Below are 21,154 nucleotides of genomic sequence, written 5' to 3' on the forward strand. Positions count from 1 at the left end.
CCAACTACGGCAACAAAGACAACTGGTTCCAAACTCATTCCTCCCCGCAAGCTTGTACTACACTTATATGAAGAAATCGTTGGATTAAGAACTGAAAAAAAATGGCCATGAGGAACACGCAATCCTTCACAGCCATTTCCTTATCATCTTTTTAAGCGGACATTCCTTCTTTTAACTTCCCTGAATAAGTAGAAATATTTCACTTCCGCCAGCCTCGTTTGGGCGATTACTTCCTCAGATGGATCAACGCTTTTTTCAAGTAATGATTTTTGATTATGCCAATTCCATTTCAAATGTTCAAGCTCTTCGATTAATGAATCATTGAATTCATTCCGAAGTTTCTTTTTTTTACGAAAGAACAAGTGAAGTCCTCCCAGCTATCTTATATTTCTCTTCTTCCTTCAATTGCTTTTGATAGCGTCACTTCATCCGCATATTCCAAATCTCCGCCAACAGGAAGTCCGTGGGCAATTCGGGTCACTTTGATTCCTGATGGTCTAAGCAACCTCGAAATATACATGGCTGTCGCTTCACCTTCAATGTTAGGATTAGTAGCCAAAATGACCTCCAGTACTGTTTCATCTTGCAGGCGCTTTAATAAATCAGGAATATTTATATCTTCCGGACCGATTCCGTCCATCGGGGAAATACTGCCATGCAGTACATGGTATAAACCATTGAACTCTCTCATCTTTTCCATGGCTATTACATCTTTCGGGTCCTGAACCACACAAATCAAACTTCTGTCCCTCTTTTGATCTTCGCAGATATAACAGGGATCTTGATCTGTAATATGACCACAGACTGAACAATACATAAGATTCCGCTTAGCATTAACAAGTGCTTTTGCAAAATCCAAAACAGTATCTTCCTTCATGCTTAGTACATGAAAGGCTAATCGAGCAGCCGTTTTAGGACCAATCCCCGGCAATTTCATAAAACTGTCAATGAGCTTGGAAATGGGTTCTGGATAATGCATCGAATTCCTCCTAAAAATTTCAAAAGAAACCCCCTGGAAGGAAGTTTCTTTTGAACTTGCTTAAAACATACCCGGAAGGTTCATTCCCTTAGTGAATTGTCCCATCGTTTGGTTTGTCAGTTCTTCCGCCTTTTTCAAAGCATCGTTAGTCGCAGCCAGCACTAAATCCTGAAGCATATCGATATCATCCGGATCGACAACTTCCGGTTTGATGATTACATCGACTATTTCTTTATGTCCAGTCACGATGACCGTTACCATTCCGCCGCCAGCAGTTCCTTCAATCTTTTTTTCACCTAATTCTTCTTGTGCCTCTGCCATCTTCTTTTGCATCTTTTGCATTTGCTTCATCATGTTTTGCATATTACCGCCGCGCATACCCATTTTCCTTACCTCCAATTATTCTTTAATTTCAAGTAAATCATCACCGACTAATTTTCTAGCCTCTGCTATAAAGGGGTCTTCTTCTTTTGATTCCGTTTCTTCTGGACCGTCGAACTGCTGTGTTGAGATGAAGTCCTCCCGCAACCTTTGCCACTGGCTCTCCGGAACACCGGCTATCTCCATTCGGTGTCCGGTCAATTGCTGCATGATCGAGGCTATCACTTCCACGAAACGGTTATTTTCCATTGCCATTTGACAATGAATATCATATTTGAATTTTACCACAAAAGCTTCATTTGACGCAGCAACAGGTTCTGCCTCCGTTAATAAAGCTGCCAATGACTTTTGGTTTTGCTGACCTAACTGTTCAAGCACTTCCCCCCACTTACTTTTCACGGCATTAAGATTTGGCTTTGTAGCTTGTTTCAAAACTTGATTGATCTTTCCTGCAGGTGCTTTATACGCCTTTTTAACGGCCCTTTGCGCCTTAGCCTGCTCTGCAGGTTTTTCTGTCATGGCTGCCGGAATGCCGTTTTTCTGCATTTCGAGTAATTTGTTCTCTAAATCTTCTATTTTCTGCTGCAGCTGTTGAAGCTGCCCGTTATCACTTTGATTTGGCCTTTGCTCATTACATAACTTCACAAGTGCCACTTCAAGGAAAATCCTTGGATGATTTGTCCATTTCATATCCTGCTGTGTTTGATTGAAGCTTTCAATAATGGAGTAAATCGATTCAGAAGAGATTACTTCTGCCAATTCCTTAAATTGGGGATCTATCAAAACACGCTCGAAGGATTCTGCCAGTGCCGGTGCCGTTTGATACAAAAGCATGTCACGGAAATAATAAATCATGTCTTCTATGAACCTAGCCGGGTCTTTTCCCATTGCCAGCAATTCTTCAAGGACTTCAAGTGCCACCGCTACTTCTTTATCATATATAGCTTTTGCCAGTCGGCTTAAAAACGCCTGCGAAACAGAACCGGTGACAGTCAATGCATCTTCCACAGAAACCGTCTCCGAACTGAAGGATATCGCTTGATCAAGAAGGCTTAGTGCATCCCGCATCCCGCCTTCGGCTGCCCTGGCAATGATATGCAGGGCTTGTTCATCACATGAAACACCTGTTTCTGCAATGATCTGTGACATCCTGCCAACTATATCTTGAGGCTGGATCCTTTTAAAATCAAACCTTTGGCAACGGGAGATGATCGTTAGTGGAATCTTATGAGGTTCAGTCGTCGCCAATATGAAAATTACGTGCTTCGGAGGTTCTTCCAAAGTCTTTAAAAGCGCATTGAAAGCCCCTTGTGAAAGCATATGTACCTCATCAATGATATAAACTTTATATGTAACCGCGTTCGGTGCATATTTGACCTTATCACGAATGTCACGGATTTCCTCGACACCATTATTGGATGCTGCATCAATTTCTATAACATCTGATATGGAGCCATCGGTGATTCCGCGGCAGGTAGCACATTCGTTACAGGGCTCACTTGTCGGAGCATGCTCACAATTCACTGCTTTTGCTAGAATTTTTGCAGCACTTGTTTTCCCTGTTCCACGTGGACCGGAAAATAAATAGGCATGCGAAACCTTCTGCCCGACCAAGGCATTCTGCAACGTCTTCGTTACATGTTCCTGCCCGACTACATCAATGAATTGTTGTGGCCGCCATACCCGGTATAATGCTTGATACCCCACGGAAATCCCTCCTTTTTTTCTCCATCCTATTTATTATACATTACTGATTTCCTTAATATCAAAGCTAAAAAGAAATTTCATCATTGCCTCATTTTTTTCAACACTTTGCCTTATTGGCATAAAAAAAAACCCACCCGATACGAATGAGTTTTTTGTTTATGTAAAATAACTGCCGTGCACCTTCTGTCGATTAGCAACCATAAGCGTTACTTAAGCAGTTAGCTCGGCCCAGGCAACCCTGCGGCACATGAGAACTTCCACTTAATGCTGCTTCCTTCCGGACCTGACATGGTTCATGGAGTCCCATTGCGCAGGACCCGGGCGTCAACACCACTTACTTAAGGCAGGCCCTACAGAATGCTAACCTCGAGAAGGGATTCAACCTCGCTAGAGCGGATTGCGAGTACAGGGCACCGCTACCTCCCCGTCTAGCACGGCAAAAGTAATACCAATTTCACAGCGTCATGACGACGCATAATTCATTATACTAAGGTAACAAAAAAAACGCAAGTGTTGTTCATGGACAGTTTGATTCCAAATTTATCAAATGAAGTAAAGCCTCATCTTCAACATTCGTTTTTCACCTATTTATTTTCTTCGGCAATCTTGAGTGCTTGCTCTCTTTTCAAGGTTTTCTTTCTATTCCTTAGCTCTTTAAAAAAAGAAGTCAATATCCAGCCGCACTCTTCCCCTAATACACCGCTTGTTACATCACATTGATGGTTGAAGCGTTCATCTCGAAGTAAATCCATGAATGTCCCGGCACAGCCAGCCTTTGGATCATGCGCTCCAAAAACAACCCTTCTCACCCTCGATTGCAAAATGGCACCGGCACACATGGGACAGGGTTCCAGCGTTACATATAATGTCGCATCTTCAAGACGCCAACTGCCCAGAACATTGCAAGCCTCATTGATTGCAAGCAGCTCCGCATGTGCCGTTGCATTCTGTTCCGTTTCCCTCAGGTTATGACCCGTCGAAATAACTTGATCATCTATTACGATTAAAGCGCCAATCGGCACTTCATTCAACATCTGCGCCTTTTTTGCTTCCTTTAAGGCTAAATTCATGTAATAAACATCATCCTTCATAAATAAACCCCCTCATATTAAGTAGGAGTAAACAGACAAATATAAGACAAAATAAAGGTCATACTACTTATTCTAATGAATAGTAACGCATGCGGCATACGTGCTGCAAGTAAATTCTCACATTACAGGAGGTTATACCATGAATCGACCTGAATCGACCTCTTTTGCATTGCTTATCATTGATATGATCAATGATTTTGATTTCATCCACGGGAATATGCTCCTTGAACATACGAAGCTTATCGTCGATCCGATTTTGAAATTAAAAAAGCAAATGAAAGAAAAAGGTTTTCCCATCATTTATATCAATGATCATTATGATTTATGGCAGGCTGACTTCGATAAAATTATTGATAGATGTAAAAATGAAGGAAATGCCTCATTAACCGAAAGGATAAAACCGCAACAGGATGATTTCTTTCTCATCAAGCCGAAGCATTCCGCATTTTATGGGACGGCACTCAATACACTACTTAAACGATTAAAGGTGGAAACCCTGATCATTACTGGCATAGCCGGAAACATCTGCGTGCTATTCACGGCCAATGATGCCTATATGCGGGAATATAAATTATGGATTCCGAAGGATTGCATCGCTTCTGCATCCAAGGAAGATAATCATTATGCATTAAAGATGATGAACCATGTTCTCAAGGCGTCCATTAATATCCATTAATAAAGGCGAAGACATTTAATCTCTCAATCAACCAAGGCACAACCTACATCCCTCCCCATTAAACACTCTTTCATTCTCTTTCTTTAGCAACCTGACAAAAATGTCACTTAAGTCCCAAGTCTGTGATACAATATCTCTTGGCGAAAAACCTAATAAACCGGGAATTTCAGCTTGATACCTCATGAAGGAGGACAAATGGATGAAATCCACCCCATTTATCACTGTCGAGGGTCCAATCGGCGTGGGAAAAACATCACTTGCAAAAGTTATTGCAGATCATTTTCAAATTTCATTATTGAAGGAAATTGTAGATGAAAATCCATTTCTCGGGAAATTCTATAAAGATATTGATGAGTGGAGCTTTCAAACAGAAATGTTTTTTCTGTGTAACCGTTATAAACAATTGGAAGATATCGAAAAAAAGTATCTTGCTAATGACCAAGCCGTGGTGGCTGATTACCATATATTCAAGAACTTGATATTTACTGAACGAACGTTAAAGAACGCCCAATACAATAAATACCTTGAAATATTCAATATTTTAACAAGGGATATGCCTAAACCTAATATGGTGATTTATTTAAACGCAAGTCTTGATACGCTTCTCTCCCGGATCGGTAAAAGAGGTCGTGAATTCGAAAAAAATATATCTTCCATTTATTTAGAGCAATTATCCGCGGATTATCGAACATTCATGGAAGCATTTGAGAAACAGCACCCTGACATACCTGTTCTAACTTTCAATGGAGATGAGCTGGATTTCGTCGGGAACAAGGATGATTTGAAAACGATAATCAGCCAAATAGAGAATGCCCTGCACAAAGGAGTAAAGTCAAATGAACTTACGAAAGAAATATAATATTCCAAACAACGCCGTCATTACGATAGCAGGGACGGTTGGCGTAGGAAAATCGACCATGACCAATGCGTTAGCCGATGCCCTTCAATTCAGGACATCCTTTGAAAAGGTCGATACGAACCCCTACCTGGATAAGTTTTACTATGATTTTAATCGTTGGAGTTTCCACCTGCAAATCTACTTCCTCGCTGAACGGTTTAAAGAGCAAAAAAAAATCTTCGAATATGGCGGCGGTTTTATCCAAGACCGTTCCATTTATGAAGACACCGGGATATTTGCAAAAATGCATTATGAAAAAGGCACGATGAATGATGTGGACTACGAAACTTATACAAGCCTTTTCAACGCCATGGTAATGACGCCATACTTCCCGCACCCTGATTTACTTATCTATCTCGAAGGTTCACTGGATGATATCCTGGACCGGATCCAAGAGCGTGGCCGTCCAATGGAACAGCATACCCCAATTGAATATTGGCAGGAAATGCACGGCCGTTACGAAGAATGGATTGATCAATTCAACGCCTGCCCTGTCCTTCGATTAAATATAAACGAATATGACCTTATGCAGAATGAGGCAAGCATCGAACCGCTTATCAAACGGATTGCCGAATATATGGAGCAAACCAAGTTGTTGCGAAATGTGTAAAACAGAAAAACCACCGGTTATCCGGTGGTTTTTTAATATATTAGAAAACAAAAATTCCGTTACATATCTGTAACGGAATTCATCGATATCCAATTTATGCGCTGTGGTTATTAATAAGTTATGGAGGAGGTAGAGGGATTCGAACCCCCGCGGGATTTGACTCCCCTGTCGGTTTTCAAGACCGATCCCTTCAGCCGGACTTGGGTATACCTCCGTATCAACATTTATTATATTACATGGATTTAAAATTAAAGTCAAGCCCTCTATAAAGTTTTTTAAAATAATTTTCAAACGTAGATAAAAAGGAGAATCAGCCTCTTTAATCAGAAGCTGATCCCTTTTGACTTACGGCTTAATGACTTCCGCACCGCGCATATATGGACGTAATACTTCAGGAATGATAACACTGCCATCTTCCTGCTGATAATTTTCCAAAAGGGCTGCGACTGTACGGCCGATTGCCAACCCTGATCCATTTAGAGTATGGACGTGTTCCGGTTTACCTTTTGCATCACGTCTGAAGCGGATATTGGCCCGTCTAGCCTGGAATGCTTCAAAGTTACTGCAAGAAGAAATTTCGCGGTACGTTCCATAACTCGGGATCCAAACTTCGATATCATACTTTTTAGCAGCTGTGAAACCAAGATCTCCCGTACACATGCTCAGCACTCGGTATGGAAGACCTAGCAATTGAAGGACCCTTTCCGCATGACCCGTAAGATTTTCCAATTCTGCATAAGAATCTTCCGGCTTCACGAACTTCACTAATTCAACTTTATTGAACTGGTGCTGACGAATTAACCCGCGTGTATCACGACCAGCAGATCCTGCCTCTGAACGGAATGAAGCGCTGTATGCCGCATAGCTTATCGGCAGATCGTCCGTGCTCATGATTTCATCACGGTGGAAGTTTGTCACCGGGACTTCAGCTGTAGGAATCAAGAAGTAATCGTCACTTTCAATACGGAAAGCATCCTCCTCGAATTTTGGCAATTGACCTGTGCCGGTCATGCTTGCACGGTTCACCATATATGGTGGCAGCATTTCTTCATATCCGTGTTCCTCAACATGAAGGTCTAACATAAAGCTAATTAAAGCACGCTCTAACCGAGCACCAAGCCCCCTATAAAATACAAATCGGCTTCCGGTCACTTTTGCTGCCCGTTCAAAATCCAGGATGCCTAAATCCCCAGCTACATCCCAGTGCGGTTTCGGTTCGAACTTGAATTCCGGTAACTCTCCCCATTTACGGATTTCGACATTATCGTCTTCCGTCTCACCAACAGGCACACTTTCATGCGGAATATTCGGAATGGAAAGAAGTAATGTTTCTAACTGAGCTTCCACTTCACGAAGTTCATCATCGAATCCTTTGATACGGTCACCAACTTCACGCATTTCAGCAATCAACTGATCTGCATCTTTTTTCTCCCGTTTCAATACGGCCACTTGCTGTGAAACTTCATTTCTTTTGCTTTTCAACTTTTCCGTATCAGCAATCAAAGTCCGACGCTTTACATCCAGTTCCTCGAATTTACCTAAATCGGTTAAATCTTCTCCTCTAAATTGCAATACACGCTTCACTTCTTCAAAATTATTTCTTACATATTTCAAATCCAACATTTCCAATTCCTCCTTAATATTTTGATGATTTATCAAAGAACGCAAAAAACTCCCGTCCCCTGAAGGGACGAGAGTTAACCCGCGTTGCCACCCTAGTTGAAGGCCTACGAAAAGCGCCTACCACTTATCACGATAACGGCTTTTAACCGAAAGTATTTACTGACCCAAAAGGCTTTCCATACTTTGCTCCAGGAGGGATTCACAAAACTCTCACACCGATTTCCACCAGCCATCGGCTCTCTATAGAAAGAAATACTTGTTACTATTTCCTGTCATTGCTTTCTTATATAATCAGATTGTTTTCCATAATGTACTATAATTTTATACATTACGCAACCGTTTTATACGCGAAACTTAAAACCAGCCTTTAACAGTAGAAGCTACACTGCTCCATACGTCACCAAAGAATCCGCCAACAGCTCGCATTGATAATACGAACCAGTTTGCCTTTTCAACAGATTCAGCAGCTACGACGTTAACCTTCACTGGATCGCCGTTAATGTACCCGTAATCTTCTCCTTTTTTAGGAGTGACTGTGATGTAACCAAGCTTTTCACCTTTTTTAATTGGTGCAGTCAGCTTACCATCATCATTCAATTTGTTTTTATCGATCACTAAATCGGTTTTATAGTTGTCTTTCTCACCATTTTCAACAAGTAGCTCGATTGCTTTTTCAGATTGAATCTTAACGTTTTTTTCCTTGCCTTTCACTACTGAAAGTGTTTCTTCCCCTTTCACCTGGTAATTAGCTGGAAGGATTTTTTCCTTTTTAAAGGTTGCATAAGCATAGTTCATAAGCTTAGTGCTATCCGCAAAACGTTCATTTTTATTAGTGGACTTCATCACCACCGTGATATAGCGCTGACCGTCCCGGATAACCGTCCCTGTGTGGCCATATCCGGCAAAGTCAGTAGATCCCGTTTTTAGTCCATCTACGCCTTTATATTCAAATATCAGGCCAGGCAACATCCAGTTGAAGTTCGGATATTCTTTTCCATCACGGAATTTCAATTTAGGGATGCTGGCAATTTTCAACACTTCCGGATAATCATTTATTAAACGATAAGCAAGAAGTGCAGTATCTTTTGCTGTCATGATATTTTCATCATCTTCATCACCTGAAGGATACTGCCCTAATAAATCGCCGTTATTCAAACCGCTGGCGTTAACGAATTTATGGTGTTTCAAGCCTAATTCCTTTGCTTTTTCGTTCATTAACTTAACGAAGCTCTTTTCACTTCCGGAAACTAGCTGTGCTAAAGCTACTGTTGCCGCATTTCCAGAATAGACGGCCATAGCTTGATATAGTTCCTTAACTGTATAATCTTCACCTTCTGTTAACCCAACATTCGACAAATTAGGTGCTTTTGAAAGGTCATGTACGTATTTATTTATTTTAACTTTCTGATCCCAACTGATTTTCCCATTTTCAATTGACTCCATTATGATGTACTCGGTCATCATTTTAGACATGGATGCAATCCCTAATACTTTATCGGCATTTTTTTCATACACGATTTGTCCTGTTTCACCATCAATGATGATGGCTGCCTCTGCTTTTAAACCTAAATTATCAGATTCAGCAACAGCTTCCCCCGGTTGATAGGCAAATTGCGACATAACAAGAACTAAAACAAAAGTGAAAATGAGGGTCATCTTGCTGATTTTTTTCAATTTCCAATACCTCCAACTTTTAAGCTAATCTCTATAACAAAGAAGAAACTTTATGTAATTCCCTTGACACCTTGTCTAGTTTATCACAGAAAAAATAAAAAAAATAGACAGAGTAATCGTAGACTCTGTCTATTTTAACAATAAATTTTAATGACGATTATATGTTAAATTCATTACATTGAGTAGTTCGGTGCTTCTTTGGTAATTTGGACATCATGAGGATGGCTCTCCCTTAATCCGGCACCGGTCATTTTGACAAATTGAGAGTTTTCTCTCAACTCTTCCAGTGTGGCTGTACCGCAATATCCCATACCTGAACGAATGCCGCCAATCAGTTGGAAAATGGTATCTGAAAGAGGTCCTTTGTATGGAAGGCGCCCTTCGATGCCTTCCGGTACGAATTTCTTGTTATCTTCTTGGAAGTAACGATCTTTAGATCCCTTTTCCATTGCAGCAACAGAGCCCATACCCCGATATACTTTAAAACGGCGACCTTGGAAAATTTCCGTTTCGCCTGGGCTTTCAGTTACACCAGCCAACATACTGCCAAGCATTACTGCATGTCCGCCTGCAGCTAGGGCTTTGACGATATCACCAGAGTATTTAATTCCGCCATCGGCGATAATCGTTTTACCATGTTTTCTTGCTTCTGTCGCACAATCGAAGACTGCCGTGATTTGTGGAACACCTACACCAGCTACAACCCTTGTCGTACAGATTGACCCTGGTCCGATTCCAACTTTCACTACATCAGCACCCGCTTCAATCAATGCTTTCGTGCCTTCAGCTGTTGCCACATTACCAGCAATTATTGTCAATTCAGGATATGTCCCGCGGATTTCCTTTACCATTTCAAGGACGCCTTCTGAATGACCGTGAGCAGTATCAAGTACAATTGCATCGACATGGGACTTAACTAGCATTTCTACACGCTTCATCGTATCCTTAGTCACGCCGACTGCAGCACCTGCAAGTAATCTTCCTTGCTTATCTTTCGCCGAATTCGGGAACTCAATGACTTTCTCGATATCCTTGATCGTAATAAGTCCTTTAAGAACTCCATTATCGTCTACAAGGGGAAGCTTTTCAATTTTGTATTTTTGAAGAATCTTCTCTGCTTGTTCCAAGTTAGTTCCCACTGGTGCTGTGACCAGATTCTCTACAGTCATGACACTGGAAATCTTCAAGGAAAAATCGGAAATAAATCGCAAATCACGGTTTGTAATGATACCCACAAGTTTTTGATCCTCTATATTATTGACTACAGGAACACCCGAAATGCGATATTTACCCATTAAATGCTCTGCATCAAATACCTGGTGATCCGGCGTTAAGAAAAACGGATCGGTAATTACACCGCTTTCTGAACGTTTTACTTTATCCACCAGTTCAGCTTGTGCTTCAATAGACATATTTTTATGAATGATACCCAATCCACCTTGACGAGCCATGGCAATTGCCATCTCAGCTTCTGTCACGGTATCCATTCCTGCGCTGATGATAGGAAGGTTGAGCTTTAAGTTTTCAGCTAAGTTGACTTGAAGGTTAACATCTTTCGGCAAAACCTCTGATTTCGCTGGAATTAATAGGACATCATCAAAGGTTAAACCTTCTTTTGCAAATTTATTTTCCCACATTATTTTCCCCTCCTGCTTAAAAATATTATTTGTAGGTTATCAATAGGACATACTACTGTCAAGAAGAGAAATAAATGTTTGATTATTCTATTAATTCGGAGGATAGCTGCAATGCCTGAAAACAATGATAATTTCGATAAATATACACCTTTTTTTTCCGCATCTTCCTCACAACTTTTTTTACAAAAATGTTACACGCATGAAAAAATAGCAGAAGCGGAAATAAAAAGTTACGATAATTGTTATCCATTTATTTACCATCTTGAACATGCTAAAACTTATTATAATCAGGCTGCCATTGCACCACTTTCCATACAACCAATCCTAACATTTTATGGATTCGCCCAATTGTTAAAGGCTTGTCTGCTCACGATTGATCCTAACTATCCGGAATCAACTTCGATGCTTGCCCATGGGGTAACTACGAGAAAAAAGAAAAAACAACAATATGAATTTTTAAAGGACGAAGTGAAAACGCAAAAGAATGGACTTTTCACCTGCATTGCCGAAAAGTTATTTCATATCAGGCATCTGGAAGGCGAAAAATTTTCCATGGGGACGCTATTGAGGGAAATCCCAGATATGCAAAACTTTACATGGCCGATTTCCAAGAAAAATTTCGTCGTCATGTTACCCTCTTCGAATGGTTTTCAATTACCCTCAGCTGTATTGGATAGCTATCAAATGTCCAGCAGTCGATTGGCAGAATTTTTGAAAGCTAAAACGAATCAAGTTAACAGTATTTCAGAAGCTTCTGGGACACTGCTTTTAAAAACAGATGGAATTCCCATTCATAATGCCACTTCCCCAATAAGGTATAATTTGGCAGAAGGACAGTTCATGCTATCACTAAATAAAGATTCGTCAGCTTTTTCATTACCTGAACTTTTGATCCATTATTTAATTTCTTATAACCTTAGCATAATAGCCCGTTATGAGACAGAATGGTGGGCAGAGCTGATGAAAACCATGCCTAATGACGATTACCCTTGCATTGTACAATTCCTTAAAATAAGCCAAGCTAAGGTGCCATTCTTAATATTTGAATGGATTAAGTCCAAGAGGTTCCACTTTTGATCCTTCCAACATCCAATTGGTGAATTGGTCTGTTCCAAAACGACGAAAAAAGACCAGCCGGATGGCTGATCTTTTAAATGGCTTGGCGGCGTCCTACTCTCACAGGGGGAAACCCCCAACTACCATCGGCGCTGAAGAGCTTAACTGCCGTGTTCGGAATGGGAACGGGTGTGACCTCTTCGCTATCGCCACCAAACATATCAGGAACATTGTTCCTTCAAAACTAGATAATAAGAAGGTATTTCATTTTTTTAAAAGCGTTGGTTAAGTCCTCGATCTATTAGTATCAGTCAGCTCCACATGTCGCCACGCTTCCACCTCTGACCTATCAACCTGATCATCTTTCAGGGATCTTACTAGCTTGCGCCATGGGAAATCTCATCTTGAGGGGGGCTTCATGCTTAGATGCTTTCAGCACTTATCCCGTCCGCACGTAGCTACCCAGCTATGCCTTTGGCAAGACAACTGGTACACCAGCGGTGCGTCCATCCCGGTCCTCTCGTACTAAGGACAGCTCCTCTCAAATTTCCTGCGCCCGCGACGGATAGGGACCGAACTGTCTCACGACGTTCTGAACCCAGCTCGCGTACCGCTTTAATGGGCGAACAGCCCAACCCTTGGGACCGACTACAGCCCCAGGATGCGATGAGCCGACATCGAGGTGCCAAACCTCCCCGTCGATGTGGACTCTTGGGGGAGATAAGCCTGTTATCCCCGGGGTAGCTTTTATCCGTTGAGCGATGGCCCTTCCATGCGGAACCACCGGATCACTAAGCCCGACTTTCGTCCCTGCTCGACTTGTAGGTCTCGCAGTCAAGCTCCCTTGTGCCTTTACACTCTACGAATGATTTCCAACCATTCTGAGGGAACCTTTGGGCGCCTCCGTTACTCTTTAGGAGGCGACCGCCCCAGTCAAACTGCCCACCTGACACTGTCTCCCACCCCGATAAGGGGCGCGGGTTAGAATTTCAATACAGCCAGGGTAGTATCCCACCAACGCCTCCACCGAAGCTAGCGCTCCGGCTTCTCAGGCTCCTACCTATCCTGTACAAGCTGTACCAAAATTCAATATCAGGCTGCAGTAAAGCTCCACGGGGTCTTTCCGTCCTGTCGCGGGTAACCTGCATCTTCACAGGTACTATAATTTCACCGAGTCTCTCGTTGAGACAGTGCCCAGATCGTTACACCTTTCGTGCGGGTCGGAACTTACCCGACAAGGAATTTCGCTACCTTAGGACCGTTATAGTTACGGCCGCCGTTTACTGGGGCTTCGGTTCAAAGCTTCGCTTGCGCTAACCTCTCCCCTTAACCTTCCAGCACCGGGCAGGTGTCAGCCCCTATACTTCGCCTTGCGGCTTCGCAGAGACCTGTGTTTTTGCTAAACAGTCGCCTGGGCCTATTCACTGCGGCTTTTCTGGGCTATTCACCCTAAAAAGCACCCCTTCTCCCGAAGTTACGGGGTCATTTTGCCGAGTTCCTTAACGAGAGTTCTCTCGCACACCTTAGGATTCTCTCCTCGCCTACCTGTGTCGGTTTGCGGTACGGGCACCTTACATCTCACTAGAGGCTTTTCTTGGCAGCGTGGAATCAGGAACTTCGGTACTATATTTCCCTCGCCATCACAGCTCCGCCTTAATGGAAACGGGATTTGCCTCGTTTCCGGCCTAACTGCTTGGACGCGCATATCCAACAGCGCGCTTACCCTATCCTTCTGCGTCCCCCCATCGTTCAAACGATGTATAGGTGGTACAGGAATATCAACCTGTTGTCCATCGCCTACGCCTTTCGGCCTCGGCTTAGGTCCCGACTAACCCTGAGCGGACGAGCCTTCCTCAGGAAACCTTAGGCATTCGGTGGAAGGGATTCTCACCCTTCTTTCGCTACTCATACCGGCATTCTCACTTCTAAGCGCTCCACCAGTCCTTCCGGTCTGACTTCAACGCCCTTAGAACGCTCTCCTACCATCGACACCTAATGGTGTCAATCCACAGCTTCGGTGATACGTTTAGCCCCGGTACATTTTCGGCGCGGAGTCACTCGACCAGTGAGCTATTACGCACTCTTTAAATGGTGGCTGCTTCTAAGCCAACATCCTGGTTGTCTAAGCAACTCCACATCCTTTTCCACTTAACGTATACTTTGGGACCTTAGCTGGTGGTCTGGGCTGTTTCCCTTTCGACTACGGATCTTATCACTCGCAGTCTGACTCCCAAGAATAAGTATTTGGCATTCGGAGTTTGACTGAATTCGGTAACCCGTTGGGGGCCCCTAGTCCAATCAGTGCTCTACCTCCAATACTCTCATCTTGAGGCTAGCCCTAAAGCTATTTCGGAGAGAACCAGCTATCTCCAGGTTCGATTGGAATTTCTCCGCTACCCACACCTCATCCCCGCACTTTTCAACGTGCGTGGGTTCGGGCCTCCATTCAGTGTTACCTGAACTTCACCCTGGACATGGGTAGATCACCTGGTTTCGGGTCTACGACCTCATACTCATTCGCCCTATTCAGACTCGCTTTCGCTGCGGCTCCGTCTCATCAACTTAACCTCGCATGAAATCGTAACTCGCCGGTTCATTCTACAAAAGGCACGCCATTACCCATTAACGGGCTTTGACTACTTGTAGGCACACGGTTTCAGGATCTATTTCACTCCCCTTCCGGGGTGCTTTTCACCTTTCCCTCACGGTACTGGTTCACTATCGGTCACTAGGGAGTATTTAGCCTTGGGAGATGGTCCTCCCTGCTTCCGACGGGATTTCTCGTGTCCCGCCGTACTCAGGATCCACTCAGGAGGGAACGAAGTTTCAACTACAGGGTTTTTACCTTCTTTGACGGACCTTTCCAGATCGCTTCATTTACCCCGTTCCTTTGTAACTCCATGTTGAGTGTCCTACAACCCCAAGAGGCAAGCCTCTTGGTTTGGGCTAATTCCGTTTCGCTCGCCGCTACTCAGGAAATCGCATTTGCTTTCTCTTCCTCCGGGTACTTAGATGTTTCAGTTCCCCGGGTCTGCCTTCAGTACCCTATGTATTCAGGTAAAGATACTGTTCCATTACGAACAGTGGGTTTCCCCATTCGGAAATCTCCGGATCAAAGCTTACTTACAGCTCCCCGAAGCATATCGGTGTTAGTCCCGTCCTTCATCGGCTCCTAGTGCCAAGGCATCCACCGTGCGCCCTTTCTAACTTAACCGTTAAAAAGATCTTACAGATGCTTTGAAAAAAATTAATTGCCTTCTATCTATTATCTAGTTTTCAAGGAACAAGCTGTCCCAATCACAACGTGATTGTTTCATTGGTGGAGCCTAGCGGGATCGAACCGCTGACCTCCTGCGTGCAAGGCAGGCGCTCTCCCAGCTGAGCTAAGGCCCCGTTTCGGGAAATGGAATGGTGGGCCTAAATGGACTCGAACCATCGACCTCACGCTTATCAGGCGTGCGCTCTAACCAGCTGAGCTATAGGCCCATTCACATAAATAATAAGCTTCTGCTTCCCAAGCTTATCGCGGGATTGCTATTTAATTGAATGAATCACTCATTCAAAACTGAACAAAACAAAAGCGCTCTCGTAATTATCCTTAGAAAGGAGGTGATCCAGCCGCACCTTCCGATACGGCTACCTTGTTACGACTTCACCCCAATCATCTGTCCCACCTTAGGCGGCTGGCTCCATGAAGGTTACCTCACCGACTTCGGGTGTTACAAACTCTCGTGGTGTGACGGGCGGTGTGTACAAGGCCCGGGAACGTATTCACCGCGGCATGCTGATCCGCGATTACTAGCGATTCCGGCTTCATGTAGGCGAGTTGCAGCCTACAATCCGAACTGAGAATGGCTTTATGGGATTCGCTTACCTTCGCAGGTTTGCAGCCCTTTGTACCATCCATTGTAGCACGTGTGTAGCCCAGGTCATAAGGGGCATGATGATTTGACGTCATCCCCACCTTCCTCCGGTTTGTCACCGGCAGTCACCTTAGAGTGCCCAACTGAATGCTGGCAACTAAGATCAAGGGTTGCGCTCGTTGCGGGACTTAACCCAACATCTCACGACACGAGCTGACGACAACCATGCACCACCTGTCACTCTGTCCCCCGAAGGGGAAAGCCCTATCTCTAGGGTTGTCAGAGGATGTCAAGACCTGGTAAGGTTCTTCGCGTTGCTTCGAATTAAACCACATGCTCCACCGCTTGTGCGGGCCCCCGTCAATTCCTTTGAGTTTCAGCCTTGCGGCCGTACTCCCCAGGCGGAGTGCTTAATGCGTTAGCTGCAGCACTAAAGGGCGGAAACCCTCTAACACTTAGCACTCATCGTTTACGGCGTGGACTACCAGGGTATCTAATCCTGTTTGCTCCCCACGCTTTCGCGCCTCAGTGTCAGTTACAGACCAGAAAGTCGCCTTCGCCACTGGTGTTCCTCCAAATCTCTACGCATTTCACCGCTACACTTGGAATTCCACTTTCCTCTTCTGCACTCAAGTTCCCCAGTTTCCAATGACCCTCCACGGTTGAGCCGTGGGCTTTCACATCAGACTTAAGGAACCACCTGCGCGCGCTTTACGCCCAATAATTCCGGACAACGCTTGCCACCTACGTATTACCGCGGCTGCTGGCACGTAGTTAGCCGTGGCTTTCTGGTTAGGTACCGTCAAGGTACCAGCAGTTACTCTGGTACTTGTTCTTCCCTAACAACAGAACTTTACGACCCGAAGGCCTTCTTCGTTCACGCGGCGTTGCTCCGTCAGACTTTCGTCCATTGCGGAAGATTCCCTACTGCTGCCTCCCGTAGGAGTCTGGGCCGTGTCTCAGTCCCAGTGTGGCCGATCACCCTCTCAGGTCGGCTACGCATCGTCGCCTTGGTGAGCCATTACCTCACCAACTAGCTAATGCGCCGCGGGCCCATCTATAAGTGACAGCGTAAACCGTCTTTCCATCTTCTCTCATGCGAGAAAAGAACGTATCCGGTATTAGCTCCGGTTTCCCGAAGTTATCCCAGTCTTATAGGCAGGTTGCCCACGTGTTACTCACCCGTCCGCCGCTAATCTCAGGGAGCAAGCTCCCATCGATTCGCTCGACTTGCATGTATTAGGCACGCCGCCAGCGTTCGTCCTGAGCCAGGATCAAACTCTCCGAAGAAATGTTTGACTTGCTCATTTGCTTTTTTTATAGTGTGTGCTCACTTAAAATTTAACGTTGGCGCTTTGTTTTGTTCAGTTTTCAAAGAGCAATTTGTTGTCGTTCGTTTGGAAACGACTTTAATAATATATCAATTATATTATTTTTTGTCAACAACTTTATTCTTTCGCTGTCGACTTAGTTATTATATCTAGTATCAGGAATAAAAGCAATAGTTATTTTAAAATAAATAACATAGATTTCAAGTTCTTTGACTGCACCCCTAATTAAGAAGAAAAAGCTTACCTTTTTAAGTAAACTTTTTCTTTAAACCTTATAGTATTTCTTCTATACAAGGTTATTAAATAAAACGGAAAGCCGAATAGCAGATGATTATGAAGAGATACATGCTCGTCCTATTTCAGCAGCTTTGCCATCCCACAATCTGCCAGACACCCGCCAATTGTAGACATCGCCCCTATTGCATTTCATCATATATGCAATATATCCTCCTATTAACCCAATTGAAATAGCATGATGATATACATAGTCTTCTTTATTGCAATAGTGGTGAAGCTTCATAATGTTACACTGGGATTCCGGAAGAAGGAAGAGCAGGAATGTACGTTTGTAAGGCTGGGCATTTGGTATCAGGAAAGCTCGCCAGGGCAAAAAAGATGTAGCGACGAATCAAACAGATACCTATTACTTCGATGTAGAAAAGTGTAAGATTTGTCCCTTTAAAGAGGGCTGTTATAAAGAAGGAGCGAAAAACAGTGAATTGAAACACAGGCACGGGTATGATGTTGCAAAATCCTCGGGTCTACTTGGCATGGAATTACAAGGAGCAATGGTTATTTTCACCGTTAACTTGAAAAGAATATTGAAATTAATGGCCTAAAAAAGTGACACACAGAAGCAAAAAAAGACGATTTCCATTCAAGTATCGAATGAGAATCGTCTTTTTTTAGTTTGGTTTACCGTACTAGTTAGAAAAACGTGAGTTTTTCAGCAGCCTCGCTTAATTGCCTGGGTCTTTTTTTTGTGGAAGATTATTCTTCCGTATCTTTTTCAGTTTCTTCATTTTCTTCAATTACAGTAGGATCAGAATCAGAATCTAGAGTCGTGACCGTTTCTATATCCATGTCTTTTTCTTCTTCTTCTTCTCTTCCTACGATGGCTACCGTCGAAACATATTCATTATCTGCGGATTCGAGTCGGATGAGCTTAACACCCTGTGTATTACGGCCCGTTTTAGAAATGCCTTCGACTTCCATTCGGATCAATACACCAGCTGCTGTAATCAGCATCAAATCCTCATCTTCACCCGTAACTGTTTTCACGGCTATAAGTTCACCATTTTTCTCAGTGACGTTACATGTTTTTATTCCTTTGCCTCCACGGCTTTGAATACGGTATTCTTCCGCAGAGGTTCGTTTTCCATAGCCGTTTTTCGTAACGATCAAGACTTCTTCATCATCTTCAAGAATTTCCATTCCGACCACTTCATCATTCGTCCCTAAGGAAATCCCTTTGACTCCCGCTGCAGTACGTCCCATTGTCCGTACATCCGTCTCAGGGAAACGAATCATCATCCCGGCTTTCGTTCCAATTATGATCTGTTTCTCTCCATTCGTAAGACGGACGGAAATCAATTCATCATCTTCACGTAAACCTAGGGCAATTAAACCATTATTACGGATGTTTGCAAAAGATGACAAAGGTGTACGCTTCGATATCCCATGTCTGGTCGTGAAGAATAAATACCAATCGTCAGCAAATTCCTTCACCGGTATGATTGCATTGACCCACTCGCCTTTATCGACTTCCAACAAATTGATAAGCGGCAATCCCTTTGCCGTTCTACCATATTCAGGTATTTCATATCCTTTGGAACGATAGACTTTACCTTTGTTAGTGAAGAATAATAGAGTGTCATGAGTCGAAGTGGTTAACAAGTGACCGACAAAGTCATCTGTATTCGTGCCCATACCCTGTATTCCTCGACCTCCGCGTTTTTGACTGCGGTACGTGGTTGCAGGCAAGCGTTTTATATAACCGTTATGCGTAAGTGTCACGATTATATTTTCCTCTGGGATTAAATCCTCATCTTCCAGGCTTTCAAAGCCGGCTAAAGTGATTTCAGTTCTCCGTTTATCATCAAAACGTTCTTTAATTTCAAGAAGCTCTTCACGAATAATTTCAAGAACCTTTTCCTCATCAGCAAGAATCGCTTTATATTCTGCAATTATAGCCATTAATGCCTGATATTCATCTTCAATTTTTTCACGTTCCAGACCTGTCAAGCGCTGTAAACGCATATCCAGGATAGCTTGCGCTTGTTTTTCGGAAAGTGAGAATTGTGTCATTAAGCCTTCACGGGCAATTTCTGTCGTTTGGGAACCGCGGATTAACGAAATGACTGCGTCCAAATTATCAAGTGCAATGCGCAAACCTTCTAAAATATGGGCGCGGGCTTCCGCTTTCCGTAATTCAAATTCAGTCCTGCGCCGTATGACTACCTGCTGATGCTCCAAGTAGTAGTGCAGGCATTGTTTTAAATTCAGCACTTTAGGCTGACCGTCCACCAAAGCAAGCAGATTGATTCCGAAGGTGGTCTGCATCGCGGTATGCTTATACAGGTTGTTTAAAAGGACATTCGCGTTAATATCCTTTCGAAGCTCCATGACAATACGCATGCCATTGCGATCCGATTCATCCCGTAAGTCGGTAATGCCTTCTATTTTCTTATCTCGAGCAAGTTCTGCAATTTTTTCAATCAATCTTGCTTTATTCACTTGATAAGGGATTTCCTTAACAAGGATCACCTGTTTACCATTGGGCTTCTCTTCAATCTCGACTTTCGCCCGTTGAATGATTGATCCTTTTCCGGTTTCATAGGCCTTTCTGATTCCACTTCGTCCTAAAATCAAACCGGCTGTCGGAAAGTCCGGACCAGGGATATATTCCATCAACTCTGGAATTGTAATTTCAGGATTCTTACTTAAAGCCAATACGCCGTCAATTACCTCACCTAATTGATGGGGTGGAATATTGGTTGCCATCCCTACTGCTATTCCTGATGAACCATTCACTAACAAGTTCGGGAAACGGGCAGGCATAACGGCTGGCTCTCTTTCTGAACCATCGTAGTTATCCTGGAAATTGACCGTATCTTTATTTAAATCGCGAAGTAACTCCATCGAGATTTTCGACATTCTCGCTTCTGTGTACCTCATTGCGGCAGCTTGGTCACCATCGACTGAACCGAAATTCCCATGACCATCTACAAGCATATAGCGATAGTTAAAAGGTTGCGCCATCCGTACCATCGTTTCATATACAGCCGAATCACCATGCGGGTGATATTTACCGATGACTTCCCCGACAATACGGGCTGATTTCTTAAATGGTTTATCCGAAGTCATTCCAAGATCGTTCATTGCATAAAGAATTCTTCGGTGTACCGGTTTTAAACCGTCCCTTACATCAGGCAAAGCCCGCGACACGATAACGCTCATCGCATAATCCAAAAACGATGTCCGCATCTCGGTACTTATATTTATTTCTTTTACACCTGATCTTTCATTTTCTGACATGGAGCCAACCTCCTATTAAAAGCTTATACTCTCATTTAAATTTAACTGTTCGTGCACTATGTAAAGAACAGGATGTAAAAAGCATCCTGTC

14 protein-coding genes, 3 tRNA genes, 3 rRNA genes, 1 other RNA gene, 1 pseudogene and 1 other annotated feature (1 of these 23 only partly in view) are annotated in these 21,154 nt (G+C 43.4%); of the genes and pseudogenes, 5 read left to right on the forward strand and 17 right to left on the reverse strand.

The window, feature by feature from the left end; all coding sequences use genetic code 11:
* The 7 genes from QFZ73_RS11170 to tadA all read right to left on the reverse strand — a co-directional run.
* Positions 1-38, reverse strand: partial view of a pro-sigmaK processing inhibitor BofA family protein gene (locus QFZ73_RS11170; RefSeq protein WP_370694145.1) — the 5' portion only. The gene continues 232 nt to the left of window position 1, outside the view; 38 of the gene's 270 nt are visible here — the first part of the coding sequence; it begins with the start codon at positions 36-38; its stop codon lies beyond the left edge, outside the window.
* Between the two features lie 105 nt (positions 39-143).
* On the reverse strand, positions 144-362 hold the full coding sequence (locus QFZ73_RS11175) for a YaaL family protein (RefSeq protein ID WP_063236519.1): 219 nt from the start codon (positions 360-362) through the stop codon (positions 144-146).
* 20 nt (positions 363-382) lie between these two features.
* Positions 383-979 (reverse strand): recombination mediator RecR, encoded by a 597-nt coding sequence (recR, locus tag QFZ73_RS11180; protein ID WP_034316264.1) that lies wholly within the window; start codon positions 977-979, stop codon positions 383-385.
* A gap of 60 nt (positions 980-1,039) precedes the next feature.
* On the reverse strand, positions 1,040-1,357 hold the full coding sequence (locus QFZ73_RS11185) for a YbaB/EbfC family nucleoid-associated protein (RefSeq protein WP_053348895.1): 318 nt from the start codon (positions 1,355-1,357) through the stop codon (positions 1,040-1,042).
* A gap of 21 nt (positions 1,358-1,378) precedes the next feature.
* Positions 1,379-3,067: a DNA polymerase III subunit gamma/tau gene (dnaX, locus tag QFZ73_RS11190; protein WP_251438159.1), complete on the reverse strand. Its 1,689-nt coding sequence runs from the start codon at positions 3,065-3,067 to the stop codon at positions 1,379-1,381.
* Between the two features lie 172 nt (positions 3,068-3,239).
* Positions 3,240-3,504, reverse strand: an RNA gene (gene ffs / locus QFZ73_RS11195) — signal recognition particle sRNA large type.
* A 147-nt stretch (positions 3,505-3,651) separates the two neighbouring features.
* On the reverse strand, positions 3,652-4,158 hold the full coding sequence (tadA, locus tag QFZ73_RS11200) for a tRNA adenosine(34) deaminase TadA (protein WP_251438160.1): 507 nt from the start codon (positions 4,156-4,158) through the stop codon (positions 3,652-3,654).
* A 139-nt stretch (positions 4,159-4,297) separates the two neighbouring features.
* Between tadA and QFZ73_RS11205 the strand changes: the two genes are divergently transcribed.
* From QFZ73_RS11205 to QFZ73_RS11215, 3 genes are all read left to right on the forward strand, one after another.
* Positions 4,298-4,834 carry a cysteine hydrolase family protein gene (locus tag QFZ73_RS11205; RefSeq protein ID WP_307265998.1) on the forward strand — a complete coding sequence of 179 codons (537 nt, stop codon included), beginning with the start codon at positions 4,298-4,300 and terminating at the stop codon, positions 4,832-4,834.
* A 199-nt stretch (positions 4,835-5,033) separates the two neighbouring features.
* Entirely contained in the window at positions 5,034-5,693 is a 660-nt protein-coding gene (locus QFZ73_RS11210) for a deoxynucleoside kinase (RefSeq protein ID WP_307266000.1), read from the forward strand.
* Positions 5,671-6,342 carry a deoxynucleoside kinase gene (locus QFZ73_RS11215; RefSeq protein ID WP_307266002.1) on the forward strand — a complete coding sequence of 224 codons (672 nt, stop codon included), beginning with the start codon at positions 5,671-5,673 and terminating at the stop codon, positions 6,340-6,342. The genes QFZ73_RS11210 and QFZ73_RS11215 overlap by 23 nt, the downstream gene beginning before the upstream one ends.
* 121 nt (positions 6,343-6,463) lie before the next feature.
* Here QFZ73_RS11215 and QFZ73_RS11220 read toward each other — a convergent pair.
* From QFZ73_RS11220 to guaB, 4 genes are all read right to left on the reverse strand, one after another.
* Positions 6,464-6,556 (reverse strand) — tRNA-Ser (locus QFZ73_RS11220).
* A 131-nt stretch (positions 6,557-6,687) separates the two neighbouring features.
* Complete coding sequence (serS, locus tag QFZ73_RS11225; RefSeq protein WP_251438164.1) at positions 6,688-7,965, reverse strand: serine--tRNA ligase; 1,278 nt, start codon at positions 7,963-7,965, stop codon at positions 6,688-6,690.
* A gap of 60 nt (positions 7,966-8,025) precedes the next feature.
* Positions 8,026-8,250 (reverse strand) — a binding site (T-box leader).
* Between the two features lie 69 nt (positions 8,251-8,319).
* Positions 8,320-9,639 (reverse strand): D-alanyl-D-alanine carboxypeptidase family protein, encoded by a 1,320-nt coding sequence (locus tag QFZ73_RS11230; RefSeq protein WP_251438165.1) that lies wholly within the window; start codon positions 9,637-9,639, stop codon positions 8,320-8,322.
* 173 nt (positions 9,640-9,812) lie between these two features.
* The gene (guaB, locus tag QFZ73_RS11235) at positions 9,813-11,276 is read right to left on the reverse strand and encodes an IMP dehydrogenase (RefSeq protein ID WP_063236531.1); all 1,464 of its coding nucleotides are present in this window, start codon (positions 11,274-11,276) and stop codon (positions 9,813-9,815) included.
* Between the two features lie 111 nt (positions 11,277-11,387).
* On the opposite strand from guaB, the gene QFZ73_RS11240 reads away from it, so the two are divergent.
* Entirely contained in the window at positions 11,388-12,353 is a 966-nt protein-coding gene (locus tag QFZ73_RS11240) for a YaaC family protein (RefSeq protein ID WP_251438166.1), read from the forward strand.
* A gap of 80 nt (positions 12,354-12,433) precedes the next feature.
* Here QFZ73_RS11240 and rrf read toward each other — a convergent pair.
* From rrf to QFZ73_RS11265, 5 genes are all read right to left on the reverse strand, one after another.
* Positions 12,434-12,549, reverse strand: a 5S ribosomal RNA gene (gene rrf, locus QFZ73_RS11245).
* 64 nt (positions 12,550-12,613) lie between these two features.
* Positions 12,614-15,546: ribosomal RNA gene (locus QFZ73_RS11250) — 23S ribosomal RNA — on the reverse strand.
* Positions 15,547-15,649: 103 nt separating this feature from the next.
* Positions 15,650-15,725, reverse strand: a tRNA-Ala gene (locus QFZ73_RS11255).
* A 16-nt stretch (positions 15,726-15,741) separates the two neighbouring features.
* Positions 15,742-15,818: transfer RNA gene (locus QFZ73_RS11260), tRNA-Ile, on the reverse strand.
* Positions 15,819-15,934: 116 nt separating this feature from the next.
* Positions 15,935-17,485, reverse strand: a 16S ribosomal RNA gene (locus tag QFZ73_RS11265).
* The 16S, 23S and 5S rRNA genes sit together here with 2 tRNA genes alongside, the layout of an rRNA operon.
* A gap of 593 nt (positions 17,486-18,078) precedes the next feature.
* On the opposite strand from QFZ73_RS11265, the pseudogene QFZ73_RS11270 reads away from it, so the two are divergent.
* Positions 18,079-18,365 (forward strand): annotated as a pseudogene (locus QFZ73_RS11270) (IS5/IS1182 family transposase); the annotation flags it as partial.
* Between the two features lie 151 nt (positions 18,366-18,516).
* Here QFZ73_RS11270 and gyrA read toward each other — a convergent pair.
* Positions 18,517-21,063 (reverse strand): DNA gyrase subunit A, encoded by a 2,547-nt coding sequence (gene gyrA / locus QFZ73_RS11275; RefSeq protein WP_251427352.1) that lies wholly within the window; start codon positions 21,061-21,063, stop codon positions 18,517-18,519.
* Positions 21,064-21,154: the final 91 nt, after the last annotated feature.

Origin of the sequence: Peribacillus sp. V2I11, from assembly GCF_030817135.1 — a bacterium.
Classification (GTDB): domain Bacteria; phylum Bacillota; class Bacilli; order Bacillales; family DSM-1321; genus Peribacillus; species Peribacillus simplex.

Excerpts from the sequence above, each read along its gene's own strand:
- recR (WP_034316264.1), bottom strand. The coding sequence starts at position 979 with ATGCATTATCCAGAACCCATTTCCAAGCTCATTGACAGTTTTATGAAA.
- QFZ73_RS11185 (WP_053348895.1), bottom strand. The coding sequence starts at position 1,357 with ATGCGCGGCGGTAATATGCAAAACATGATGAAGCAAATGCAAAAGATG.
- tadA (WP_251438160.1), bottom strand. The coding sequence starts at position 4,158 with ATGAAGGATGATGTTTATTACATGAATTTAGCCTTAAAGGAAGCAAAA.
- QFZ73_RS11205 (WP_307265998.1), top strand. The coding sequence starts at position 4,298 with ATGAATCGACCTGAATCGACCTCTTTTGCATTGCTTATCATTGATATG.
- QFZ73_RS11210 (WP_307266000.1), top strand. The coding sequence starts at position 5,034 with ATGAAATCCACCCCATTTATCACTGTCGAGGGTCCAATCGGCGTGGGA.
- QFZ73_RS11215 (WP_307266002.1), top strand. The coding sequence starts at position 5,671 with ATGAACTTACGAAAGAAATATAATATTCCAAACAACGCCGTCATTACG.
- serS (WP_251438164.1), bottom strand. The coding sequence starts at position 7,965 with ATGTTGGATTTGAAATATGTAAGAAATAATTTTGAAGAAGTGAAGCGT.
- guaB (WP_063236531.1), bottom strand. The coding sequence starts at position 11,276 with ATGTGGGAAAATAAATTTGCAAAAGAAGGTTTAACCTTTGATGATGTC.
- QFZ73_RS11240 (WP_251438166.1), top strand. The coding sequence starts at position 11,388 with ATGCCTGAAAACAATGATAATTTCGATAAATATACACCTTTTTTTTCC.
- gyrA (WP_251427352.1), bottom strand. The coding sequence starts at position 21,063 with ATGTCAGAAAATGAAAGATCAGGTGTAAAAGAAATAAATATAAGTACC.